Source organism: Nonomuraea africana (genome assembly GCF_014873535.1).
Lineage (GTDB): Bacteria > Actinomycetota > Actinomycetes > Streptosporangiales > Streptosporangiaceae > Nonomuraea > Nonomuraea africana.
The window spans coordinates 672240-691662 of sequence record NZ_JADBEF010000001.1 but is presented as its reverse complement, the minus strand read 5'-3'; the positions used below and the strand labels follow the sequence as shown (position 1 = coordinate 691662).

The following is a 19423-nucleotide window of genomic DNA, read 5'->3' as shown; positions in this document are numbered from 1 at the left end:
ACATTCCTCATTCACCGGCGACGTGCGCGCCAGCCGGTTCCGTTTCGCCGCCGCGCATCGTGTCGCGGTCAAGGTCGAACGGGTCGGCGGGTTCACCGGTTACCGCGTCGAGCGGCCCCTGCGCCAGCCTGGTCACCTCGGGGGGGGACCGGCGGCGCGAAGTCGGCCACAAGGCGCAGGCCCGTGAGCACGTCGTCGGGTCGAACGGCAGGCGTCATGTGCCGAACAACCATGCGCAGTATGACACACGACTGTCCAGGCACCTGAGCTGCAGTTCCTCCTGAAGCCAGTGTCAGCACCGCCTCGCGGGCGTCGAACCGCCGCATCCCCTTCTTGGTGAGGCGTTCGACCTCGACGGTGCCCGCGGCGAGGAACCTCTCCACCGCCGCGCGTGCGAGCTCGGCGTCCGCGCCCGGCAGCCTCAGCTCCCATGCCGATCCCTCCAGCCGGTCGGCGAGCGCCCCCGAACGCGCCTCGACGACGTCGATCACGTCGAGGCCGGGAGGAAGCGAGGCGTCGAGCTCCGCGCGGATCCTGGCGGGATCGCGCGGCTCGGTCAGACCGAGCTCGAGATACTCGGCCTCGCTGGCGACACCGGTCGGCGCCGCCCCCGCGTAGGAGATCTTCGGATGGGGAGAGAAACCCGCGCTGAAAGCGACCGGAATGCCGGCACGGCGGACCGCCCTCTCGACGGCCCGCGAGATGTCGCGGTGGCTGGTGAAGCGCAGGCGACCGCGCTTGGCGTAGCGCACGCGAACGCGCTGCACCGTCGGCGCGGGCGGAGGCCCCTCGGGAACAGGCTTCAGAGCGTTGTCTTCCTTCCCGTGTCAGAGTTTCTTAGCTCTCAGGATAAGGCCGTGTCTATACCACAGTAAGCGGCAGCAGTTTCTTACCTGTCGGACCGATCTGGATCTCGGTGCCCATGGTCGGGCAGACGCCGCAGTCGTAGCACGGTGTCCACCTGCAGTCGTCGACCTCGGACCCGGTGACGGCGTCCTGCCAGTCCTGCCACAGCCACTCGCGGTCGAGACCCGCGTCGAGGTGGTCCCACGGAAGGACCTCGTTCTCCTCGCGCTCGCGCGTGGTGTACCAGTCGACCTGGACCCCCGCCTTCTCCGCGGCCGCCATCCAGCGCTCGTAGGAGAAGTGCTCGCTCCAGCCGTCGAAGCGGCCGCCGTCCTCCCAGACCGCCCTGATGATTGCGCCGACCCTGCGGTCGCCGCGCGAGAGCAGTCCCTCCACGATCGAGGGCTTGCCGTCGTGGTAGCGGTAGCCGATGGCCTTGCCGTACTCCCTGTCACCACGCAGCGAGTCGCGCAGCGCCTTGAGCCGCCGGTCGACGGTCTCGTGGTCGGCCTGCGCGGCCCACTGGAAGGGGGTGTGCGGCTTGGGCACGAACCCGCCGATGGAGACCGTGCAGCGGATGTCGCGCGAGCCCGTGGCCTCGCGGCCCGCCTTGATGACCTTCTTGGCCAGGTCGGCGATGCCCATCACGTCTTCGTCCTGCTCGGTGGGCAGGCCGCACATGAAGTAGAGCTTCACCTGCCGCCAGCCCTGGCTGTAGGCCGTGGTGACGGTGCGGATCAGGTCTTCCTCGGTGACCATCTTGTTGATCACCTTGCGCATGCGCTCGGAGCCGCCCTCGGGAGCGAAGGTCAGGCCCGAACGGCGGCCGTTGCGCGAGAACTCGTTGGCCAGGTCGATGTTGAAGGCGTCGACCCTGGTCGACGGCAGCGAGAGCGAGGTGTTCGTGCCCTCGTAGCGGTCGGCCAGGCCCTTGGCGACCTCACCGATCTCGGAGTGGTCGGCCGACGACAGCGACAGCAGCCCGACCTCGTTGAAGCCGGACTCGCGGATGCCGTTCTCGACCATGGCGCCGATCGTGGTGATCGACCGCTCGCGGACCGGGCGAGTGATCATGCCGGCCTGGCAGAACCTGCAGCCGCGGGTGCAGCCGCGGAAGATCTCGACGCTGAACCGCTCGTGCACCGTCTCGGCCAGCGGGACCAGCGGCTTCTTCGGGTACGGCCACTCGTCGAGGTCCATGACGGTGTGCTTGTGCACCCGCCACGGCACGTTGGGCCGGTTGGGCGCGACGCGCTTGATGCGGCCATCGGGGTGGTACTCGACGTCGTAGAACTTGGGCACGTAGACGCCGCCGGACTCGGCCAGCCGCATGAGCAGCTCGTCGCGACCGCCGGGGCTGCCCTCCGACTTCCACTCGCGGATGACCTCGCTGATGGCGATGGCGATCTGCTCGCCGTCGCCGAGCACGGCCGCGTCGAGGAAGTCGGCGATCGGCTCGGGATTGAAGGCGGCATGCCCGCCGGCCAGCACGATCGGGTCGTCGTCGCCGCGGTCGACGGCGGCGAGCGGGATGCCCGCCAGGTCGAGCGCGGTCAGCATGTTGGTGTAGCCCAGCTCGGTGGAGAACGACACTCCGAGGACGTCGAAGGCGCGCACCGGGCGGTGGCCGTCGACGGTGAACTGCGGCACGCCCTCGGCGCGCATGAGCGCCTCGAGGTCGGGCCAGACCGAGTAGGTGCGCTCGGCCAGCGTGTCGGGCAGCTCGTTGAGGATCTCGTAGAGAATCGCCACGCCCTGGTTGGGCAGGCCGACCTCGTAGGCGTCGGGGTACATCAGCGCCCAGCGCACGGAGGCCCCGTCCCAGTCCTTCACCGTCGAGTTGAGCTCACCCCCGACGTACTGGATCGGCTTCTGCACCTTGGGCAGCAGCGCTTCCAGGCGTGGGAACAATGACTCGACAGACATGACACCAAGAGTAGTCGGTGTTAGAAGGACTGCTCCCTGATCCGGATCGCCTGCAGCAGCCCGACGGCCATCAGGTTGGCGAAGGTGGAGGTGCCGCCGTAGGAGACGAACGGCAGCGGCAGCCCGGTGATCGGCATGATCCCGACCGTCATCCCGATGTTCACGAACGTCTGGAAGGCCAGCCAGCACACGATCGTGCCCGCCACCAGCGCGCCGAAGCGGTCGTCGCACTGCCTGGCGATGTGCAGCCCGCGCAGCAGCACCACGCCGAGCAGCGCCACGAGCGTGACGGAGCCGAGATAGCCGAACTCCTCGCCCGCCACCGTGAAGATGAAGTCGGTGTGCTGCTCGGGGACGAACCTGCCGGTCGTCTGGCCGCCCTCGAACAGCCCCTTGCCGAACAGCTCGCCGGAGCCGATCGCGATGAGCGACTGCGTGCTGTTGTAGCCGACCCCTCGGGGGTCGACGCTGGGATCGAGGAAGGCGGTGAACCGGGCGACCTGGTACGGCTCCAGCAGGTCGAGCAGCCACACCAGCGCCCCGGCGGCCACCACGGCGAAGGCCAGCAGCACGATCCACCGCTTCCGCACGCCGCCGATGACGAGCGCGCCCGCGGTGATCACCGCCAGCACCAGCGTGGTGCCGAGGTCGGGCTGCAGCATGACCAGGCCCATGGTCACCACCGCCGCCAGCAGACAGAGCACCACGTCGAGCCCGCGCGGCCGGTCGGTGCCCTCCGCCGGCTGGGCCAGCAGCATGGGCAGGATCACCACCAGGCCGAGCTTGGCGAACTCCGACGGCTGGATGGCGAACCCGCCACCCAGCATGATCCACGAGTGCGACCCGTTGACGGTGGTGCCGACGGGCGTCACCACCAGCACCAGCCCGACCAGCGTCACCAGGTACACCAGCGGCGCCCAGGCCCGCAGCAGCCGGTGGTCGACCATCGACGCCAGCCCGCACAGGACCGCGCCGATCGCCAGGTTGAGCATGTGCTTCTTGACCAGACCCGTGGACCCGGCCGCCCAGGTGCGGGTCGAGGACCACACCAGCAGCGCGCCGATCACGCACAGCGCGGCGACGGCCACCAGCATCACCCAGTCGAGACGCCCCATGGCCGAGTGCGCGCCCACCGCGCGAGTGGTGAAGGGACGGCGGGCGAGGAGCGTGCGGTCCGTCATCGCGCCACCGTGCCGTCACTCCTGATCGTCGGCAGCTTGGTGTCGGGCATCGCGGGCGGCTTGCCCTTGAGGCCGTAGATGCCCTCGTAGATCTCCCGCACGGCGGGCGCCGCCGTGGACCCGCCCATGCCGCCCTGCGACACCATCACCACGACGACGAACCGCGGCCTGGCGGTCGGCGCGAACGAGGCGAACCAGGAGGTGTCCGCCTTGCCCCACACCTCGGCGGTGCCGGTCTTGCCGCCGACCTTCACCTTGTTCATCGGGAACCCCGAGAACGCGCCCGCCGCGGTGCCGTCGGAGGCCACCTGGCTGAGGGCGTTCTTGATGTAGGCCCGCTCGTGCGGGCTCAGCGGCAGCTTCCCCGTGACGGGGACGTCGATGTGCTTGACCACCTTGCCGCCCGGCCGTACCAGCGCCCATCCGATCCTGGGGCTGCGCAGCCTGCCGTCGCTGACCAGCGCCATGTAGGCGGTGGCCAGCTGCAGCGGCGTGACCAGCACGTCGCCCTGCCCGATGGAGAAGTTGGCCGCGTCACCCGGACGCAGCAGGTAGCCCTCCAGGCAGTTCTCGTAGGCCAGCCGCTTGAGGAAGGCGGCTCGAGACTTGTCGGCGACCTCCGGGTAGCCGGTGCGCGCCCTGCGGCAGTTGTCGGCGCTCGTGGCCGCCCACAGGTTCTTCTTCCACGTGCGGTCGGGGATGCGCCCTGGCGACTCGCCCGGCAGGTCGATGCCCGTCGGACGGCCGAACCCGAAGGCCCTGGCCATGTTGGCGAAGCGCTCCTTCGGCGGCGTCTTCGGCCGCAGGCCGCCGTCCTTGAGCCACTGCTCGTAGGCGGCCTTGTAGAAGATCGTGTCACACGACCTCACCAGGGCGGTGTGCAGCGTCAGCGAGCCCAGCCCGATGCCGCGGAAGTTGCTGAACGACCGGCTGCCGACCATGAAGGAGCCGGGACAGCTGTAGGTGCCCTTCAGCGGATATCCCGCGCGCAGCATCGCCGACACCGACGACACCTTGAACGTCGAGCCCGGCGCGAACTCCCCCTTGATGGCCCGCGAGATCAGCGGCTTGCCCGCGCGCTCCGACAGCAGGCGCTGGTACTCGTTCTCGGAGATGCCCCCTGTCCAGATGGCGGGGTCGTAGCCGGGCGCGCTGGCCAGCGCCACCACCCTGCCGGTGCGCGCGTCGAGCACGACGCCCGCGGCGCCGTCGGCCTTCGGGGCCTTCTTCATCGCCCCGTCCACGGCCTTCTCCACGATTTTCTGCACCCGCGCGTCGATACTGGTGATCAGCGTGTCGCCGGGGATCGGCGCCACCTGCTGCTCCACGCCGAGCGCCTTGCCCATCCTGTCGACCTGCACCCGCCGCAGCCCCGGCGTCCCGCGCAGGTAGTGGTCGTAGATCGCCTCCAGGCCGTCACGGCCGACCAGGTCGACACCGGAGAAGGCGGCCTTCAGGCCCGCGCGTCTGTTCAGCTCGTCCTGGGTGACCGGCTGGAGGTAGCCGAGCATCTGCGCGCCGGCCTTCCCTCCCGGGTACTCCCGTACGGCCTGCACCTCGGCCGTCACGCCGGGGAACTCCTCCTGGCGCTCCAGGATCTGCAGCGCCTCGCGCGTGGTGGCCTTCAGGTCGATCGGGATCGGCTGGTACGGCGAGCCCGGCCAGCACGGCCTGGTCACCTTCGGACCGCACGGCGTGAGACGCCGCACCAGCAGCTTGACCGGGCTGCCGAGCACCTCCGACAGCCGCTTGAGCACGGCCGCGCCGCCGTCCTTCATCCTGATGAGCTCGGTCCTGTCCACCGACACCACCAGCGCGGTCCTGTTGCGCACCAGCGGCCGGCCCGAGGCGTCGAGGATCTGCCCGCGCACGGCGGGCACGACGACGGCTCTCGTCCTGGTCTCGGTCGCGGCGCTGACGAACTCGGCGCCGCGCATCATCTGGACCTGCCACAGCCGTACGGACAGCACCACGAGCATCGTGATGACCAGCACGTGGAGCACGACGAGCCGCGTGCGCATGCGGATCACGCCAGGACCCCCCGCGCCCTGTCCCCCGCCACCAGCCAGACGACCACGGGCGCCAGCAGCAGGGAGTAGACCGTGGTGACGGGCAGCGTCAGCGCGAGCGCCGGGCTCGAGACTCGCGGATCGGCGATCAGCCAGGCCACCCCGGCGGCCAGCAGCGGAGCCGCCAGCACGCAGAGCACGACGGTCCAGACCGGCCCGCCGATCCCGCGCCCGGCCAGGTAGCCGATCAGGGCGTAGACGAAGGCGTACTGCCCGAGCACGTGCGCCGTCGGCGGCGTCAGGTCGACCAGGACGCCCGCGCTGAACCCGATCACCGCTCCCGCGGCGGGCCCCCTGGACAGCGCCACCCCGATCAGGACCAGCAGCACCAGGTCGGGCACGCCGCCCGCGGGCAGCGACAGCCTGTTGACGACGGTCAGCTGGAGCAGCAGGGCGGCGATCACCGCGAGCACGGCCATCACCGCTTGCCGTCCTTGATGGGCAGCACCGCGTCACGCGGGTCGCGCTGGGGCACGGACACCACGACGCCCACCACGTCGAGCGCGCTGAGGTCGGCGAAGGGGCGCACGTAGGCGATGCGGGTCAGCTCCCCCGGCGTCGCCTCCACCCGCTCGATCACGCCGATCGGCACCCCCGGCACGTACGGCACGCCGCGCTGCGAGCCGAAGCTGACGATGCGGGTGCCGGGCGTGAGCTGCGCGGTCGAGTCGAGCAGCCGGAAGCGCACCAGCCTGCCGTACTCGCCCACGCCGTTGATCACGCCGATCTCGTTGCCTCTCTCCAGCCGCGCGCCCGCCGAGGAGGCGGGGTCGCTCAGCAGCACCACGGTCGACGTCCTGGACGAGGCCTGCACCACCCTGCCGACCAGGCCGTCGGCGTTGAGGACGGTCATCTCGGGCCGCACCCCGTCGTCGGTGCCGGCGTCGATCTCGACCGCGTCCTCGAACCCCGGATGGCCCCTGCGGGCGATCACGCTGCCGGTGACGACCGTGAAGCCACCGCGTTGCGAGCTACCGAGCAGCCTGCGCAGCTCGGCCGAGCGGGCCTTGTCGAGGGTGCCTGTCGCCAGGTCGGCGCGGAGCTTCGCGTTCTGCGCCTCCAGCTCCTCGATCCTGCGCTGCGCGCCGAGGGAGCCGGCGACGGCGCTGACGAACTCACCCACAGGACGCGTGATGCCGGTGACGACCTGCTCGGCCGTGCCGAACAGCGACGCCCCCGCCCCGCGCACGGGTCCCAGCGGCGAACTCTGCCCCGTGCGGTGGTCGACGGTCAGGACGACCAGAGCGACGGTGAGCAGCAGGCCGAGAATGAGCCGGGCCCGGCGCGTGTCCCTCATCTCAGTGACGCGGTTCCGGGACGAGCACGGAGCTGAGGTCCTCGAACTCCTCCACGCACTTGCCCGAGCCGAGCGCGACCGAGTCGAGAGGGTTCTCCACCAGGTGGACCGGCATGCCCGTCTCGTCTCGCAGCCGCTCGTCGAGCCCCTTGAGCAGCGCGCCGCCGCCGGTCAGGGCGATGCCGCGGTCCATGAGGTCACCCGACAGCTCGGGCGGGCACTTGTCGAGCGTGGTCTTCACCGCGTCGACGATGGAGTTGACCTGCTCCTCGATCGCCTTCCTGATCTCCGCGGCGGACACCACGATCGTCTTCGGCAACCCGCTCACCAGGTCGCGCCCGCGGATCTCGGCGTGGAACTCGTCGTCGGAGGGACGGGCGGAGCCGATCGCCATCTTGATCTCCTCGGCGGTTCGCTCGCCGAGCATCAGGGAGTGCTCCTTCTTGGCGAAGGTGATCACCGCCTGATCGAGCTCGTCGCCGCCGACTCTGATCGACTGGCTGGTCACCACGCCGCCCATCGAGATGATCGCCACCTCGGTGGTGCCGCCGCCGATGTCGACGACCATGTTGCCGGTCGGCTCGTGCACGGGCAGCCCGGCGCCGATCGCGGCAGCCATGGGCTCCTCGATGATGTAGACCTTGCGCGCCCCCGCCTGGTAGCCGGCCTCCTTCACCGCGCGCTGCTCGACGCCGGTGATGCCACTGGGCACGGCGATGATGATGCGCGGCTTGGCGAAGTGACGGCGTTTGTGGACGCGCTGGATGAAGTAGCGCAACATGCGTTCGGTGACGTCGAAGTCGGCGATCACCCCGTCTTTGAGTGGTCGCACGGCGACGATGTTGCCCGGCGTGCGGCCGATCATGCGCTTGGCCTCGATCCCCACCGCCACGATCTTGCCCGTGGTGGTGTTGATCGCGACGACGGACGGCTCGTTGAGCACGATTCCGCGGCCACGCACGTATACCAACGTGTTGGCGGTGCCGAGGTCGACCGCCATGTCGCGGCCGAGAAAGGCGAGCTTGCTGCCCATGGGGAACGAGCCTTCCGTAACGTCGTTCGCGAATAATTACGGATCGCATTCGAATCGTAACGTGACGTACCCATCTGCGAGCGCAATGAGCCCCGAGCCCCACCAAAAAGTTGCCGCCTCTTCCCCACCACCAGTTTGCCCACAAAACCCCAGGCGGGGGGTGGGGGAAGGGGATCGCATACGAGCAAGGTCATCCAGCAATCGAAGACCTTAATCCCCACCCAAAACCCACCCCGAACCCCTCCCTCAGAACCCCGGAGGAGACCCCCGAACCCTCAGCCCGCCCACTACGGCCCCCGCGCCCTTCGACCCGCCCGCTCCGGGACACCCGCGTCTTTCAACCCGCCGTCTCGGGACACCCGCGTCTTTCAACCCGCCGTCTCGGGACACCCGCGTCTTTCAACCCGCCGTCTCGGGACACCCGCGTCTTTCAACCCGCCGTCTCGGGACACCCGCGTCTTTCAACCCGCCGTCTCCCGAACCCTGAAACCCCTCAACCCGCCCGCTCCAGGACCCGTGGCTCAACCCACTCTCTCGCAGCCCCACGACCGCCCTCAGCCCCGACACTCCACGAGCCCGCCCACTCTCTCCGAACCCCTTACACCCCGCGTCCTCCTCGCACACCTGCGACCGCCCTCAGCCGCCCTCTCATGAGTCCCAGACCCTCAGCCCCTCCACTTGGGGAGAGGCCCAAGGCAGCAGCGGACCTGGAGAGGCATGAGGGGCGCGATCACCCGTGGTCCGAAGCTATGGGACCTTCTCCGCGGGACCGGCTTGGGCGGGTGTGACCGGTTCGGCGTGGGGCCGATTTGGCGTGGTCCGTGGCGGCGCCCGGCCGGCGGATCCCGAGGAGCGTCCCCTGGACAGACCTCAGCCGGTGACGGGCGTCGGCGCTCGAGCCGGGCTTGCCGTACAAAACAAAAAACGCCGACCCCACAGAAAGCGGGGCCGGCGCGGAGGGGACCGTCAGAAGCGGTCCGGGAAGAAGATCTTGATCTCGCGCGCGGCGGACTCGGGCGAGTCGGAGCCGTGGACGACGTTCTCGCCGATCTCCAGCGCGTGGTCGCCGCGGATCGTGCCGGGAGCCGACTTCACCGGGTCCGTCAGACCGGCCAGCGAGCGGAAGGCCTCGATCGCGCGCGGGCCCTCGACCACCAGCGCCACCAGCGGCGCGGAGGTGATGAACTCCACCAGCTCGCCGAAGAACGGCCGCTCGGAGTGCTCGGCGTAGTGGACCTTGGCGGTCTCGGCGTCGAGGTGGCGCAGCTCCATGGCCGCGATCTTGAGGCCCTTGCGCTCGATACGAGCGATCACGTCACCGATGAGGCCGCGCTTCACCCCGTCGGGCTTGATCAGGACAAGAGTGCGCTCGGACACTGGTGGTTCTCCTTTGAACTGGATGTCTTGGTCGCAAAATGCGGCGAACGCGCGAAGCTTACCGCCCTCTCGCGCATTCCCCGTGCTCGGCGGCGTTCACCTAGTCGGGCTCGGAGTCTTCGGGCGACTGCGCGGGCGGCGGAACGACCGGCATCGGCCCCGTCCCCTCCTCCGGACGCTCGGCCCCATCCCCCTCGACCGAGGACCCATCGCCTGCGGACCCGTCGGACGGAAACCCGTCGGACGAGGACCCGTCAGACGACGACCCGCTGGACCCACGGCTGCCGTCGGACCGGCCCGGCGACCCTCCATCGACGGGGCCTCGTGCCGCGCCGCCGTCACGGGCCCCTTCACCCTGCGTGCCACCAGAAAGGCGATCCCGAGCAGCGGCCTGGGGTGGGATCGCGCCAGGCGATGGCCGGACGCGCGAGGCGGGCACGCGCGGAACCTCTCCCGTGGGAGCGTCCTCTACCGCGCCGCCGAGTGCCCCACCAGACCCTCCGGCCAGCCCGAACGGGTCAGTGGGCCCGTCATCGCCCGCCGCCCCGCCTGACCTTCGCTGAGCCCTGCCAACGCCGCCTGACCGGTTCTCAGACCCGCCGGCGCCGCCTGGGCGCCCCTCAGGCCCGCCCGCCTCATCGTCTGCTCCGCCGTCAGAACGGGCCCGCCGCCCATCAGACCCGGCCACCGCATCGTCCGCCCGCCCGTCCGAATCGTCCGACTGCCCATCAGACCCGATCACCGCGTCGTCCGCCCGGCCGTCCGAGCCTGCCGTCGCCTGTGTCGGGTCCGCAGCCCCGGAGCGGTCCGCGCCGCCCTTCTGGTCGTCGGGCCCCGTGCCCTCCGGCGGGGACATCCTCTCGTACGGCCCGCGCCCCGCCGCCTCCTCGCCGGACACCAGCAGGACATCGGAGCCCTCAGCCTGCGGCTTCTCCTCCACCGAGAACGTCTCGGGGGCGCCCGACTCCGTCGCGGTGGCAGCCCGTGCGCCCGCACGCCGTCCCAGCAGCGCCGCCAGCATGATCACGGCCACCACCAGGAACCCGCCGATCAGCACCCACAGATGCAGCGCCCCCACGAACCTGTCGACCAGCTGCTGCGCCGACTGCGGCCGGCCCAGGAGCACCATCTGCACGCCGGTGCCCAGCAGGTATCCGGCCAGCACGCCGGGGAAGCACAGCGACAGCCCATAGAGAGCGGCGCCCGGCCCCGTCATCCGCAGCGCCGCGGTGAGCGCCACCGCCGCGCCCACGGCCAGCAGGACGAACGGCACCATCAGCGTGAGGCCCTCGCTGGCCGGCACCATGAGCCGCACCGTGCACAACCCCAGCACGACCGTGACGAGGCCCGCCCGCGAGAGCCGCTGCATCGAGGCGCTGTCGAGCAGCCCGACGACCAGCGCGGCTCCCGCTCCCGCCACCGCGCAGACCGCGAACGGCAGCCACAGCCCGTTGAGCCCGGGCCCGCCGACCCCGCCCAGCTCCATGTACGTGACCTGGGCGGCCGTGGGCAGCACGACCACGCCGACGGCGAGCATCGCGTACGACAGCGTGCGCCCCGCCGGACCCTCGAACGTGCCGATCGAGGCCAGCGTCAGCAGCGCCGCGATCGAGAACAGCGCCGCGAGGACGACCAGCGCGGGCGGCCACCCGAACGTGGTGCCGATGGCGAGAACGGCGAGCCCCGCGGCGGGCACGGCGGTCAACGTGAGCCTGCTGCGTTCGATCGCCCGCGGGCCCGGGGTGCTCATCGCACCCACCGCGACGCTGAGAGCGAGGTAGATCGCGGCCAGTCCGAGCGCGATCCCGCTCAGCAGTGGGTACGGCTGCAGCGTGATCCGCCAGTCGCGCGCGTTGTCGAGCGGCCACAGGGCCAGCGCCTGGGCAGCGAGAAGGCTGACGGCGAGCATGCCCGTCCAGAGCGCCCGCAGCAGGGGCGCCCGCTCCCACGCCGCCATCAGCAGCGCGGGGATCAGCAGGCCGGCGCCCACGCCGTGGACGACCCGCAGCACGCCCACGACGAGCGCGGAGCCCGCGAATCCGCCCGCCGCGTCGGCCGCCGCGAGGACGGCCAGGCCCACCAGCAGGATCGGCGCCGCCTTCATCCGCTGTACGAGCACGGCCGCGAGCGGCACGGTCAGCATCATCGCGGGCAGGGCGAGCCCGTGCGCCCTGATGAGGCCGAGCCGGTCCATGTCGGTGGGCAGCAGGCCCGCGACGAGGGACACGGTGTTGGGGATCGCGAGGATCGCCAAGGGCAGCGCCGCGACGATCAGGAGCCCGAGTACGAGGTCGAGCAGCCAGGAGTACCTGGTGCCCGGGAGGGGTCCGGCGAGGCCGACGGCCTGGGACCGCTCGATAGGGGGGACGGCCATGTTCGCCGACTTTAGCGGGAAGTCACGCCCTCGACACGGCGAGCGACGAATATCGCCGTGATCCACAGTGCCGCGAAGATCGCGCCGAGGAAGAACATCATGGGGACGAGGAAGCCCGTGGCGATGGCCAGCACCTGCACCAGGCTGCCCAAGAGGTAGCCGACAGGGCGTTTGAGCAGGCCCGCGGCGACGACGCAGAGCACGGCCAGGCCGATGCCCACCGTGACCGCCACAGGCACAGGGACGCCCTGGATCTTGATGGCCACCGGGGTGATCAGCGCCACCACGATCGCCTGCATGCCGAGCACACTCGAGCCGAGCCTGCGCATGCCGGGGGTCACCTCGAAGTTCATGCCCTGTCGTCCGCCTTCAGCAGCAGGCGGGCGTCGCCCGCGGTGACCACGGAGCCGGCGATGAGCACGCCGGTGCCGCTGAACTCGCCCGCCGCGTCGGCGATGCCGATGGCCCTGTCGATGGCGTCGTCGAGCCGGTCCACCGCGTGGACGCGGTCTTCGCCGAACACGCCCTCGGCCAGCTCCGCCAGCTCCTCCACCGGCATCGACCTGGGCGACGAGTTGCGGGTGACCACGATCTCCTCCAGCATCGGCTCGAGGAGTTCGAGGAGCGCGCTGACGTCCTTGTCGGCCATGACGGCGACGACGCCGATCACCTTGGCGAAGTCGAAGGACTCTTGGAGCCCGTCGAGCGTGGCCTCCATGCCGCCGGGGTTGTGCGCGGCGTCGACGATGACCGTGGGACTCGTGCGGACCACTTCGAGACGTCCCGGAGAGGACGCCTGGGCGAAGGCCTGCCGTACGAGCTCGATGTCGAGCGGGTCGTCGCCGCCCGTGAGGGCTTCCACGGCCGCCAGCGCGCACACGGCGTTGCTCGCCTGGTGCGCGCCGTACAGGGGGAGGTAGACGTCCTCGTAGACGCCCTTGAGGCCGCGCAGGGTGAGCAGCTGGCCGCCCAGCGCCACCTCGCGGCTCAGAACGCCGAACTCGAGCCCTTCACGCGCCACGACGGCCCCCACCTCGACCGCCCTGCGCATGAGCACCTCGGCGGCTTCCAGATCCTGCTGGGCGAAGATCGTGGTGGAACCCGCCTTGATGATGCCCGCCTTCTCCCCCGCGATCGTGGGGATGTCGGGCCCGAGCCTGTCGGTGTGGTCCAGCGAGATCGGCGTGATGACCGAGACCGCCGACTCCACGACGTTCGTGGCGTCCCAGCTGCCGCCCATGCCCGTCTCGATCACCGCGACGTCGACCGGCGTGTCCGCGAACACGGCGTAGGCCATGGCCGTCAGCAGCTCGAAGAACTGGATGCGACGGCCCTGGGTGTCGGTCAGCTCGACGTAGGGAGCGATCTCCTCGTACGCCGCCGCGAACCGCTCCTCGCTCAGCGGCTCGCCGTCCACGACGATGCGTTCGCGCATGGAGACCAGGTGCGGGCTCGTGAACCGCCCCACACGCAGGTTGCGCTCCCTGAGCAGCACCTCGGTCAGCCGCGCGGTGCTCGTCTTGCCGTTGGTGCCGGCGATGTGCACGACGGGGTAGGACTGCTGGGGGGAGCCGAGCAGGTCCAGAAGGGCCACGATTCTGTCCAGCGTCGGCTCGAAGTCCCACTCGACGCCGCGTTCCATGATGGCCCGCTCGACCGCACGATAATCCACGTGACAAGCCTATCCGCTCGTACGGCAGGCCCTTCCACCCCGCCAACGCCACCCCACCGCTCACCTGTCGACCACGCCAACCCCACGAGCCGGCCCACCCGTCGACGCGGAGATCGGCGACCGCTCACTGGGCGCAGGGATGACATAACGGAGGTGGGTTGTCATCTGGGGCGCCGGAGTCGCGGGGTGTCGTGTAGGGGGCGACCGGTGACGCCCGCCCACACGGCGGAACCCCCCGACAACGAGAAAAGGGGCCCCACCAGACGGTGGAACCCCAACTCCCATAATGTAAAGATTGCGCGGCGGCGACCTACTCTCCCACACCCTCCCGAGTGCAGTACCATCGGCGCTGCAGAGCTTAACTTCCGGGTTCGGAATGTAACCGGGTGTTTCCCCTGCGCTATAACCGCCGCAACCCTGCGAAACACACAAACACACAGTGTTTGCTGTCTCAGAATTGCGTAGTGGACGCGAGCAAGATGCTTTGTGGTCAAGTCCTCGGCCTATTAGTACCGGTCAGCTCCACACGTTACCGTGCTTCCACCTCCGGCCTATCAACCCGGTCGTCTACCGGGAGCCTTACCCACTCTCGTGGTGGGAGACCTCATCTCAAGGCGAGCTTCCCGCTTAGATGCTTTCAGCGGTTATCCCTTCCGAACGTAGCCAACCAGCCGTGCACCTGGCGGTACAACTGGCACACCAGAGGTTCGTCCGTCCCGGTCCTCTCGTACTAGGGACAGCCCCTTTCAAGTCTCCTGCGCGCGCAGCGGATAGGGACCGAACTGTCTCGCGACGTTCTAAACCCAGCTCGCGTACCGCTTTAATGGGCGAACAGCCCAACCCTTGGGACCTACTCCAGCCCCAGGATGCGACGAGCCGACATCGAGGTGCCAAACCATCCCGTCGATATGGACTCTTGGGGAAGATCAGCCTGTTATCCCCGGGGTACCTTTTAGCCGTTGAGCGACGGCGCTTCCACATGCCACCGCCGGATCACTAGTCCCAGCTTTCGCTCCTGCTCGACCCGTCAGTCTCACAGTCAAGCTCCCTTGTGCACTTACACTCGACACCTGATTGCCAACCAGGCTGAGGGAACCTTTGGGCGCCTCCGTTACTCTTTAGGAGGCAACCGCCCCAGTTAAACTACCCACCAGACACTGTCCCCGATCCGGATCACGGACCAGAGTTAGACGTTCAAAACGACCAGAGTGGTATTTCACCAATGACTCCACCCGAACTAGCGTCCGAGCTTCACAGTCTCCCACCTATCCTACACAAGACGCTCCAAACGCCAATGTCAAGCTGTAGTGAAGGTCCCGGGGTCTTTCCGTCCTGCTGCGCGTAACGAGCATCTTTACTCGTAGTGCAATTTCGCCGGGTCTGCGGTTGAGACAGCGGGGAAGTCGTTACGCCATTCGTGCAGGTCGGAACTTACCCGACAAGGAATTTCGCTACCTTAGGATGGTTATAGTTACCACCGCCGTTTACCGGCGCTTAAGTTCTCACCTTCGCCACTTGCGTGGCTAAGCGGTCCCCTTAACGTTCCGGCACCGGGCAGGCGTCAGTCCGTATACATCGTCTTACGACTTCGCACGGACCTGTGTTTTTAGTAAACAGTCGCTTCCCCCTGGCCACTGCGACCCCCACCAGCTCAGAAAGCTAGTTTCATCACCAGCAGAGGTCCCCCTTCTCCCGAAGTTACGGGGGCAATTTGCCGAGTTCCTTAACCACAGTTCACCCGATCGCCTTGGTATTCTCTACCTGACCACCTGAGTCGGTTTAGGGTACGGGCCGCCACAACACTCGCTAGAGGCTTTTCTCGGCAGCATAGGATCATCCACTTCGCCACAATCGGCTCGGCATCACATCTCAGGATACGTGTGTCGCGGATTTGCCTACGACACTCCCTACATGCTTACCCCAGGAACAACCATCGCCTGGGTTGGACTACCTTCCTGCGTCACCCCATCGCTTACCTACTACCCGATCGGATCGAGCGTTCACTCTGACGGCTGCCCCGAAGGGCGTGCCCGAGCTAAGGACTCTTAGCATCACGAGGTTCGATATGGGCGCGTTAAAGCGGGTACGGGAATATCAACCCGTTGTCCATCGACTACGCCTGTCGGCCTCGCCTTAGGTCCCGACTTACCCTGGGCGGATTAGCCTGGCCCAGGAACCCTTGGTCATCCGGCGGCAGGGTTTCTCACCCTGCATTCGCTACTCATGCCTGCATTCTCACTCGCACAGCCTCCACAACTAGATCACTCTGCTGCTTCGCCGGCTGCACGACGCTCCCCTACCCATCAACCCCGCAAGGGGGTCAATGCCACGACTTCGGCGGTGTACTTGAGCCCCGCTACATTGTCGGCGCGGAATCACTTGACCAGTGAGCTATTACGCACTCTTTCAAGGATGGCTGCTTCTAAGCCAACCTCCTGGTTGTCTCTGCGACTCCACATCCTTTCCCACTTAGCACACGCTTAGGGGCCTTAGTCGGTGATCTGGGCTGTTTCCCTCTCGACTACGGAGCTTATCCCCCGCAGTCTCACTGCCACGCTCTCACTTACCGGCATTCGGAGTTTGGCTGACGTCAGTAACCTTGTCGGGCCCATCGGCCATCCAGTGCTCTACCTCCGGCAAGAAACACGTGACGCTGCACCTAAATGCATTTCGGGGAGAACCAGCTATCACGGAGTTTGATTGGCCTTTCACCCCTACACACAGGTCATCCCCCAGGTTTTCAACCCTGGTGGGTTCGGTCCTCCACGAGGTCTTACCCTCGCTTCAACCTGCCCATGCGTAGATCACTCCGCTTCGGGTCTACAGCATGCGACTCAAACGCCCTATTCAGACTCGCTTTCGCTACGGCTCCCCCACACGGGTTAACCTCGCCACACACCATAACTCGCAGGCTCATTCTTCAAAAGGCACGCAGTCACATCACAGCCGTCCGAAGACGACTAAGCTCCTACGGCTTGTAGGCACACGGTTTCAGGTACTATTTCACGACCCCTCACCGGGGCACTTTTCACCTTTCCCTCACGGTACTAGTGCACTATCGGTCATCAGGGAGTATTTAGGCTTACCAGGTGGTCCTGGCAGATTCACACAGGATTTCTCGGGCCCCGTGCTACTTGGGATCCCCTTCAGGAGTCCATCCGATTTCGTCTACCCGGCTCTCACGGTCTACGGCGCCCCTTCCCAGAGGCTTCAACTATCGGAAGGATTTCTTACTCCTCGAAGAAGCGGCAGCTCCTTCAGAAAGGTCCCACGACCCCGCTTGCGCAACGCCTGCCGGCTATCACACGCAAACGGTTTAGCCTGATCCGCTTTCGCTCACCACTACTCACGGAATCACTGTTGTTTTCTCTTCCTACGGGTACTGAGATGTTTCACTTCCCCGCGTTACCACCAACCGCCCTATACATTCAGGCGGAGGCAACACCACATGACTGGTGCTAGGTTTCCCCATTCGGACATCCCCGGATCAACGTCTGGTTGGCGACTCCCCGAGGCTTAACGCAGCCTCCCACGTCCTTCATCGGCTCCTGATGCCAAGGCATCCACCGTGTGCCCTAAAAAACTTGGCCACAAAGATGCTCGCGTCCACTATGCAAATCTCAAACAACAAACAGCAACCAGCTCCAAACCGCGCAACGGCGATCCTTCGCTGGTCCTGTGCTCCAGAAGAAGCAAGACCCGCAACCTCGCAAGGCTGCAGGGCCCGTTTCCTCAGGACCCAACAGTGTGTCCAACCAGTCCCAGCCCCTCACGACCGTTCCCACTCCCTCTCGCGAGGGCGGTACTGAACCGCAGGCAACCAGACCTGGTTGAGTAGCCAGTGCTCCACTAATGAGCTGTCGAGCATCAGACGTTCGCTGATGACCTCGACGTAGACCGATCTAGGATCAGTCGGTGCTCCTTAGAAAGGAGGTGATCCAGCCGCACCTTCCGGTACGGCTACCTTGTTACGACTTCGTCCCAATCGCCAGCCCCACCTTCGACCGCTCCCCCCAGCAAGCTGGTTGGGCCACGGGCTTCGGGTGTTGCCGACTTTCGTGACGTGACGGGCGGTGTGTACAAGGCCCGGGAACGTATTCACCGCAGCGTTGCTGATCTGCGATTACTAGCGACTCCGACTTCATGGGGTCGAGTTGCAGACCCCAATCCGAACTGAGACCGGCTTTTAGGGATTCGCTCCACCTCGCGGTATCGCAACCCTCTGTACCGGCCATTGTAGCATGTTTGCAGCCCAAGACATAAGGGGCATGATGACTTGACGTCATCCCCACCTTCCTCCGAGTTGACCCCGGCAGTCCCCCATGAGTCCCCACCACCCCGAAGGGCGTGCTGGCAACATGGAGCAAGGGTTGCGCTCGTTGCGGGACTTAACCCAACATCTCACGACACGAGCTGACGACAGCCATGCACCACCTGTCACCCAGTCCGAAGAGGGCCACATCTCTGCAGCTTTCCGGGCGATGTCAAGCCTTGGTAAGGTTCTTCGCGTTGCGTCGAATTAAGCAACATGCTCCGCCGCTTGTGCGGGCCCCCGTCAATTCCTTTGAGTTTTAGCCTTGCGGCCGTACTCCCCAGGCGGGGCGCTTAATGCGTTAGCTCCGGCACGGAGATCGTGGAAGACCCCCACACCTAGCGCCCAACGTTTACAGCGTGGACTACCAGGGTATCTAATCCTGTTCGCTCCCCACGCTTTCGCTCCTCAGCGTCAGGTAAGGCCCAGAGAACCGCCTTCGCCACCGGTGTTCCTCCTGATATCTGCGCATTTCACCGCTACACCAGGAATTCCGTTCTCCCCTACCTACCTCTAGCCAGCCCGTATCCACCGCAGACCCGCAGTTAAGCTGCGAGCTTTCACGGCAGACGCGACAAGCCACCTACGAGCTCTTTACGCCCAATAATTCCGGACAACGCTTGCGCCCTACGTATTACCGCGGCTGCTGGCACGTAGTTAGCCGGCGCTTCTTCTGCAGGTACACGTCAACTTCGTCCCTGCTGAAAGAGGTTTACAACCCGAAGGCCGTCATCCCCCACGCGGCGTCGCTGCGTCAGGCTTTCGCCCATTGCGCAATATTCCCCACTGCTGCCTCCCGTAGGAGTCTGGGCCGTGTCTCAGTCCCAGTGTGGCCGGTCGCCCTCTCAGGCCGGCTACCCGTCGTCGCCTTGGTAGGCCACTACCCCACCAACAAGCTGATAGGCCGCGAGCCCATCCCCAACCGAAAAAACTTTCCACACGCATCCCATGCGAGAGCGTGTCGTATCCGGTATTAGACCCAGTTTCCCGGGCTTATCCCAGAGTCAGGGGCAGGTTGCTCACGTGTTACTCACCCGTTCGCCGCTCGAGTACCCCGAAGGGCCTTTCCGCTCGACTTGCATGTGTTAAGCACGCCGCCAGCGTTCGTCCTGAGCCAGGATCAAACTCTCCAAACAATGTTTGAGAATTTCTCCCGGCTGAAACATGAATGTTCCAACCAAAGGAATCCGTCCAATGGACGGGGTTGTGCATCATGCACTGGCTTTTAACACACTGTTGAGTTCTCAAGAAACGGACGCGTTCACCGTCACCCACCCGGTGGCGCTCGCTTCGTTATGCCTCAATCTTAGCATCTCGCCCGATTTGGTGTCAAACC

General features: G+C 66.9%; 10 protein-coding genes, 3 rRNA genes and 1 pseudogene. All 14 read right to left on the bottom strand.

Features of this window, described 5'->3' with window-relative positions:
* Positions 1 to 7: 7 nt before the first annotated feature.
* Positions 8 to 767, bottom strand: a pseudogene (locus H4W81_RS03115) (TIGR03936 family radical SAM-associated protein).
* A 94-nt stretch (positions 768 to 861) separates the two neighbouring features.
* The gene (locus H4W81_RS03110; RefSeq protein ID WP_192773380.1) at positions 862 to 2772 is read right to left on the bottom strand and encodes a TIGR03960 family B12-binding radical SAM protein; all 1911 of its coding nucleotides are present in this window, start codon (positions 2770 to 2772) and stop codon (positions 862 to 864) included.
* A 20-nt stretch (positions 2773 to 2792) separates the two neighbouring features.
* Positions 2793 to 3953, bottom strand: coding sequence for a rod shape-determining protein RodA (rodA, locus tag H4W81_RS03105; protein ID WP_192773379.1), 1161 nt, complete (start codon positions 3951 to 3953; stop codon positions 2793 to 2795).
* Entirely contained in the window at positions 3950 to 5974 is a 2025-nt protein-coding gene (gene mrdA, locus H4W81_RS03100) for a penicillin-binding protein 2 (protein ID WP_192773378.1), read from the bottom strand. Before mrdA ends, rodA begins: the two co-directional genes overlap by 4 nt.
* A gap of 5 nt (positions 5975 to 5979) precedes the next feature.
* Positions 5980 to 6441 (bottom strand): rod shape-determining protein MreD, encoded by a 462-nt coding sequence (mreD, locus tag H4W81_RS03095; protein ID WP_225959220.1) that lies wholly within the window; start codon positions 6439 to 6441, stop codon positions 5980 to 5982.
* Positions 6441 to 7319, bottom strand: coding sequence for a rod shape-determining protein MreC (gene mreC / locus H4W81_RS03090; RefSeq protein WP_192773376.1), 879 nt, complete (start codon positions 7317 to 7319; stop codon positions 6441 to 6443). The genes mreD and mreC overlap by 1 nt, the downstream gene beginning before the upstream one ends.
* A gap of 1 nt (position 7320) precedes the next feature.
* The gene (locus H4W81_RS03085; protein ID WP_192773375.1) at positions 7321 to 8352 is read right to left on the bottom strand and encodes a rod shape-determining protein; all 1032 of its coding nucleotides are present in this window, start codon (positions 8350 to 8352) and stop codon (positions 7321 to 7323) included.
* Between the two features lie 966 nt (positions 8353 to 9318).
* Complete coding sequence (gene ndk / locus H4W81_RS03080) at positions 9319 to 9729, bottom strand: nucleoside-diphosphate kinase (protein WP_192773374.1); 411 nt, start codon at positions 9727 to 9729, stop codon at positions 9319 to 9321.
* A 100-nt stretch (positions 9730 to 9829) separates the two neighbouring features.
* On the bottom strand, positions 9830 to 12103 hold the full coding sequence (locus H4W81_RS03075; protein ID WP_192773373.1) for a hypothetical protein: 2274 nt from the start codon (positions 12101 to 12103) through the stop codon (positions 9830 to 9832).
* Positions 12104 to 12114: 11 nt separating this feature from the next.
* The gene (locus H4W81_RS03070; RefSeq protein ID WP_225958433.1) at positions 12115 to 12456 is read right to left on the bottom strand and encodes a DUF4233 domain-containing protein; all 342 of its coding nucleotides are present in this window, start codon (positions 12454 to 12456) and stop codon (positions 12115 to 12117) included.
* Positions 12453 to 13745, bottom strand: a complete 1293-nt coding sequence (locus H4W81_RS03065; RefSeq protein ID WP_192780575.1) for a bifunctional folylpolyglutamate synthase/dihydrofolate synthase — start codon at positions 13743 to 13745, stop codon at positions 12453 to 12455. The genes H4W81_RS03070 and H4W81_RS03065 overlap by 4 nt, the downstream gene beginning before the upstream one ends.
* Positions 13746 to 14072: 327 nt before the next feature.
* Positions 14073 to 14189, bottom strand: a 5S ribosomal RNA gene (gene rrf, locus H4W81_RS03060).
* 72 nt (positions 14190 to 14261) lie between these two features.
* Positions 14262 to 17365: ribosomal RNA gene (locus H4W81_RS03055) — 23S ribosomal RNA — on the bottom strand.
* 336 nt (positions 17366 to 17701) lie between these two features.
* A 16S ribosomal RNA gene (locus tag H4W81_RS03050) occupies positions 17702 to 19223 on the bottom strand.
* Together the 16S, 23S and 5S rRNA genes form the textbook arrangement of a ribosomal RNA operon.
* Positions 19224 to 19423: the final 200 nt, after the last annotated feature.

Coding starts and splice junctions, on each gene's coding strand:
- H4W81_RS03110 (WP_192773380.1), bottom strand. CDS start 2,772: ATGTCTGTCGAGTCATTGTTCCCACGCCTGGAAGCGCTGCTGCCCAAG.
- mreC (WP_192773376.1), bottom strand. CDS start 7,319: ATGAGGGACACGCGCCGGGCCCGGCTCATTCTCGGCCTGCTGCTCACC.
- H4W81_RS03065 (WP_192780575.1), bottom strand. CDS start 13,745: ATGGAACGCGGCGTCGAGTGGGACTTCGAGCCGACGCTGGACAGAATC.
- H4W81_RS03085 (WP_192773375.1), bottom strand. CDS start 8,352: ATGGGCAGCAAGCTCGCCTTTCTCGGCCGCGACATGGCGGTCGACCTC.
- rodA (WP_192773379.1), bottom strand. CDS start 3,953: ATGACGGACCGCACGCTCCTCGCCCGCCGTCCCTTCACCACTCGCGCG.
- mrdA (WP_192773378.1), bottom strand. CDS start 5,974: ATGCGCACGCGGCTCGTCGTGCTCCACGTGCTGGTCATCACGATGCTC.
- mreD (WP_225959220.1), bottom strand. CDS start 6,441: ATGGCCGTGCTCGCGGTGATCGCCGCCCTGCTGCTCCAGCTGACCGTC.
- H4W81_RS03075 (WP_192773373.1), bottom strand. CDS start 12,103: ATGGCCGTCCCCCCTATCGAGCGGTCCCAGGCCGTCGGCCTCGCCGGA.
- H4W81_RS03070 (WP_225958433.1), bottom strand. CDS start 12,456: ATGAACTTCGAGGTGACCCCCGGCATGCGCAGGCTCGGCTCGAGTGTG.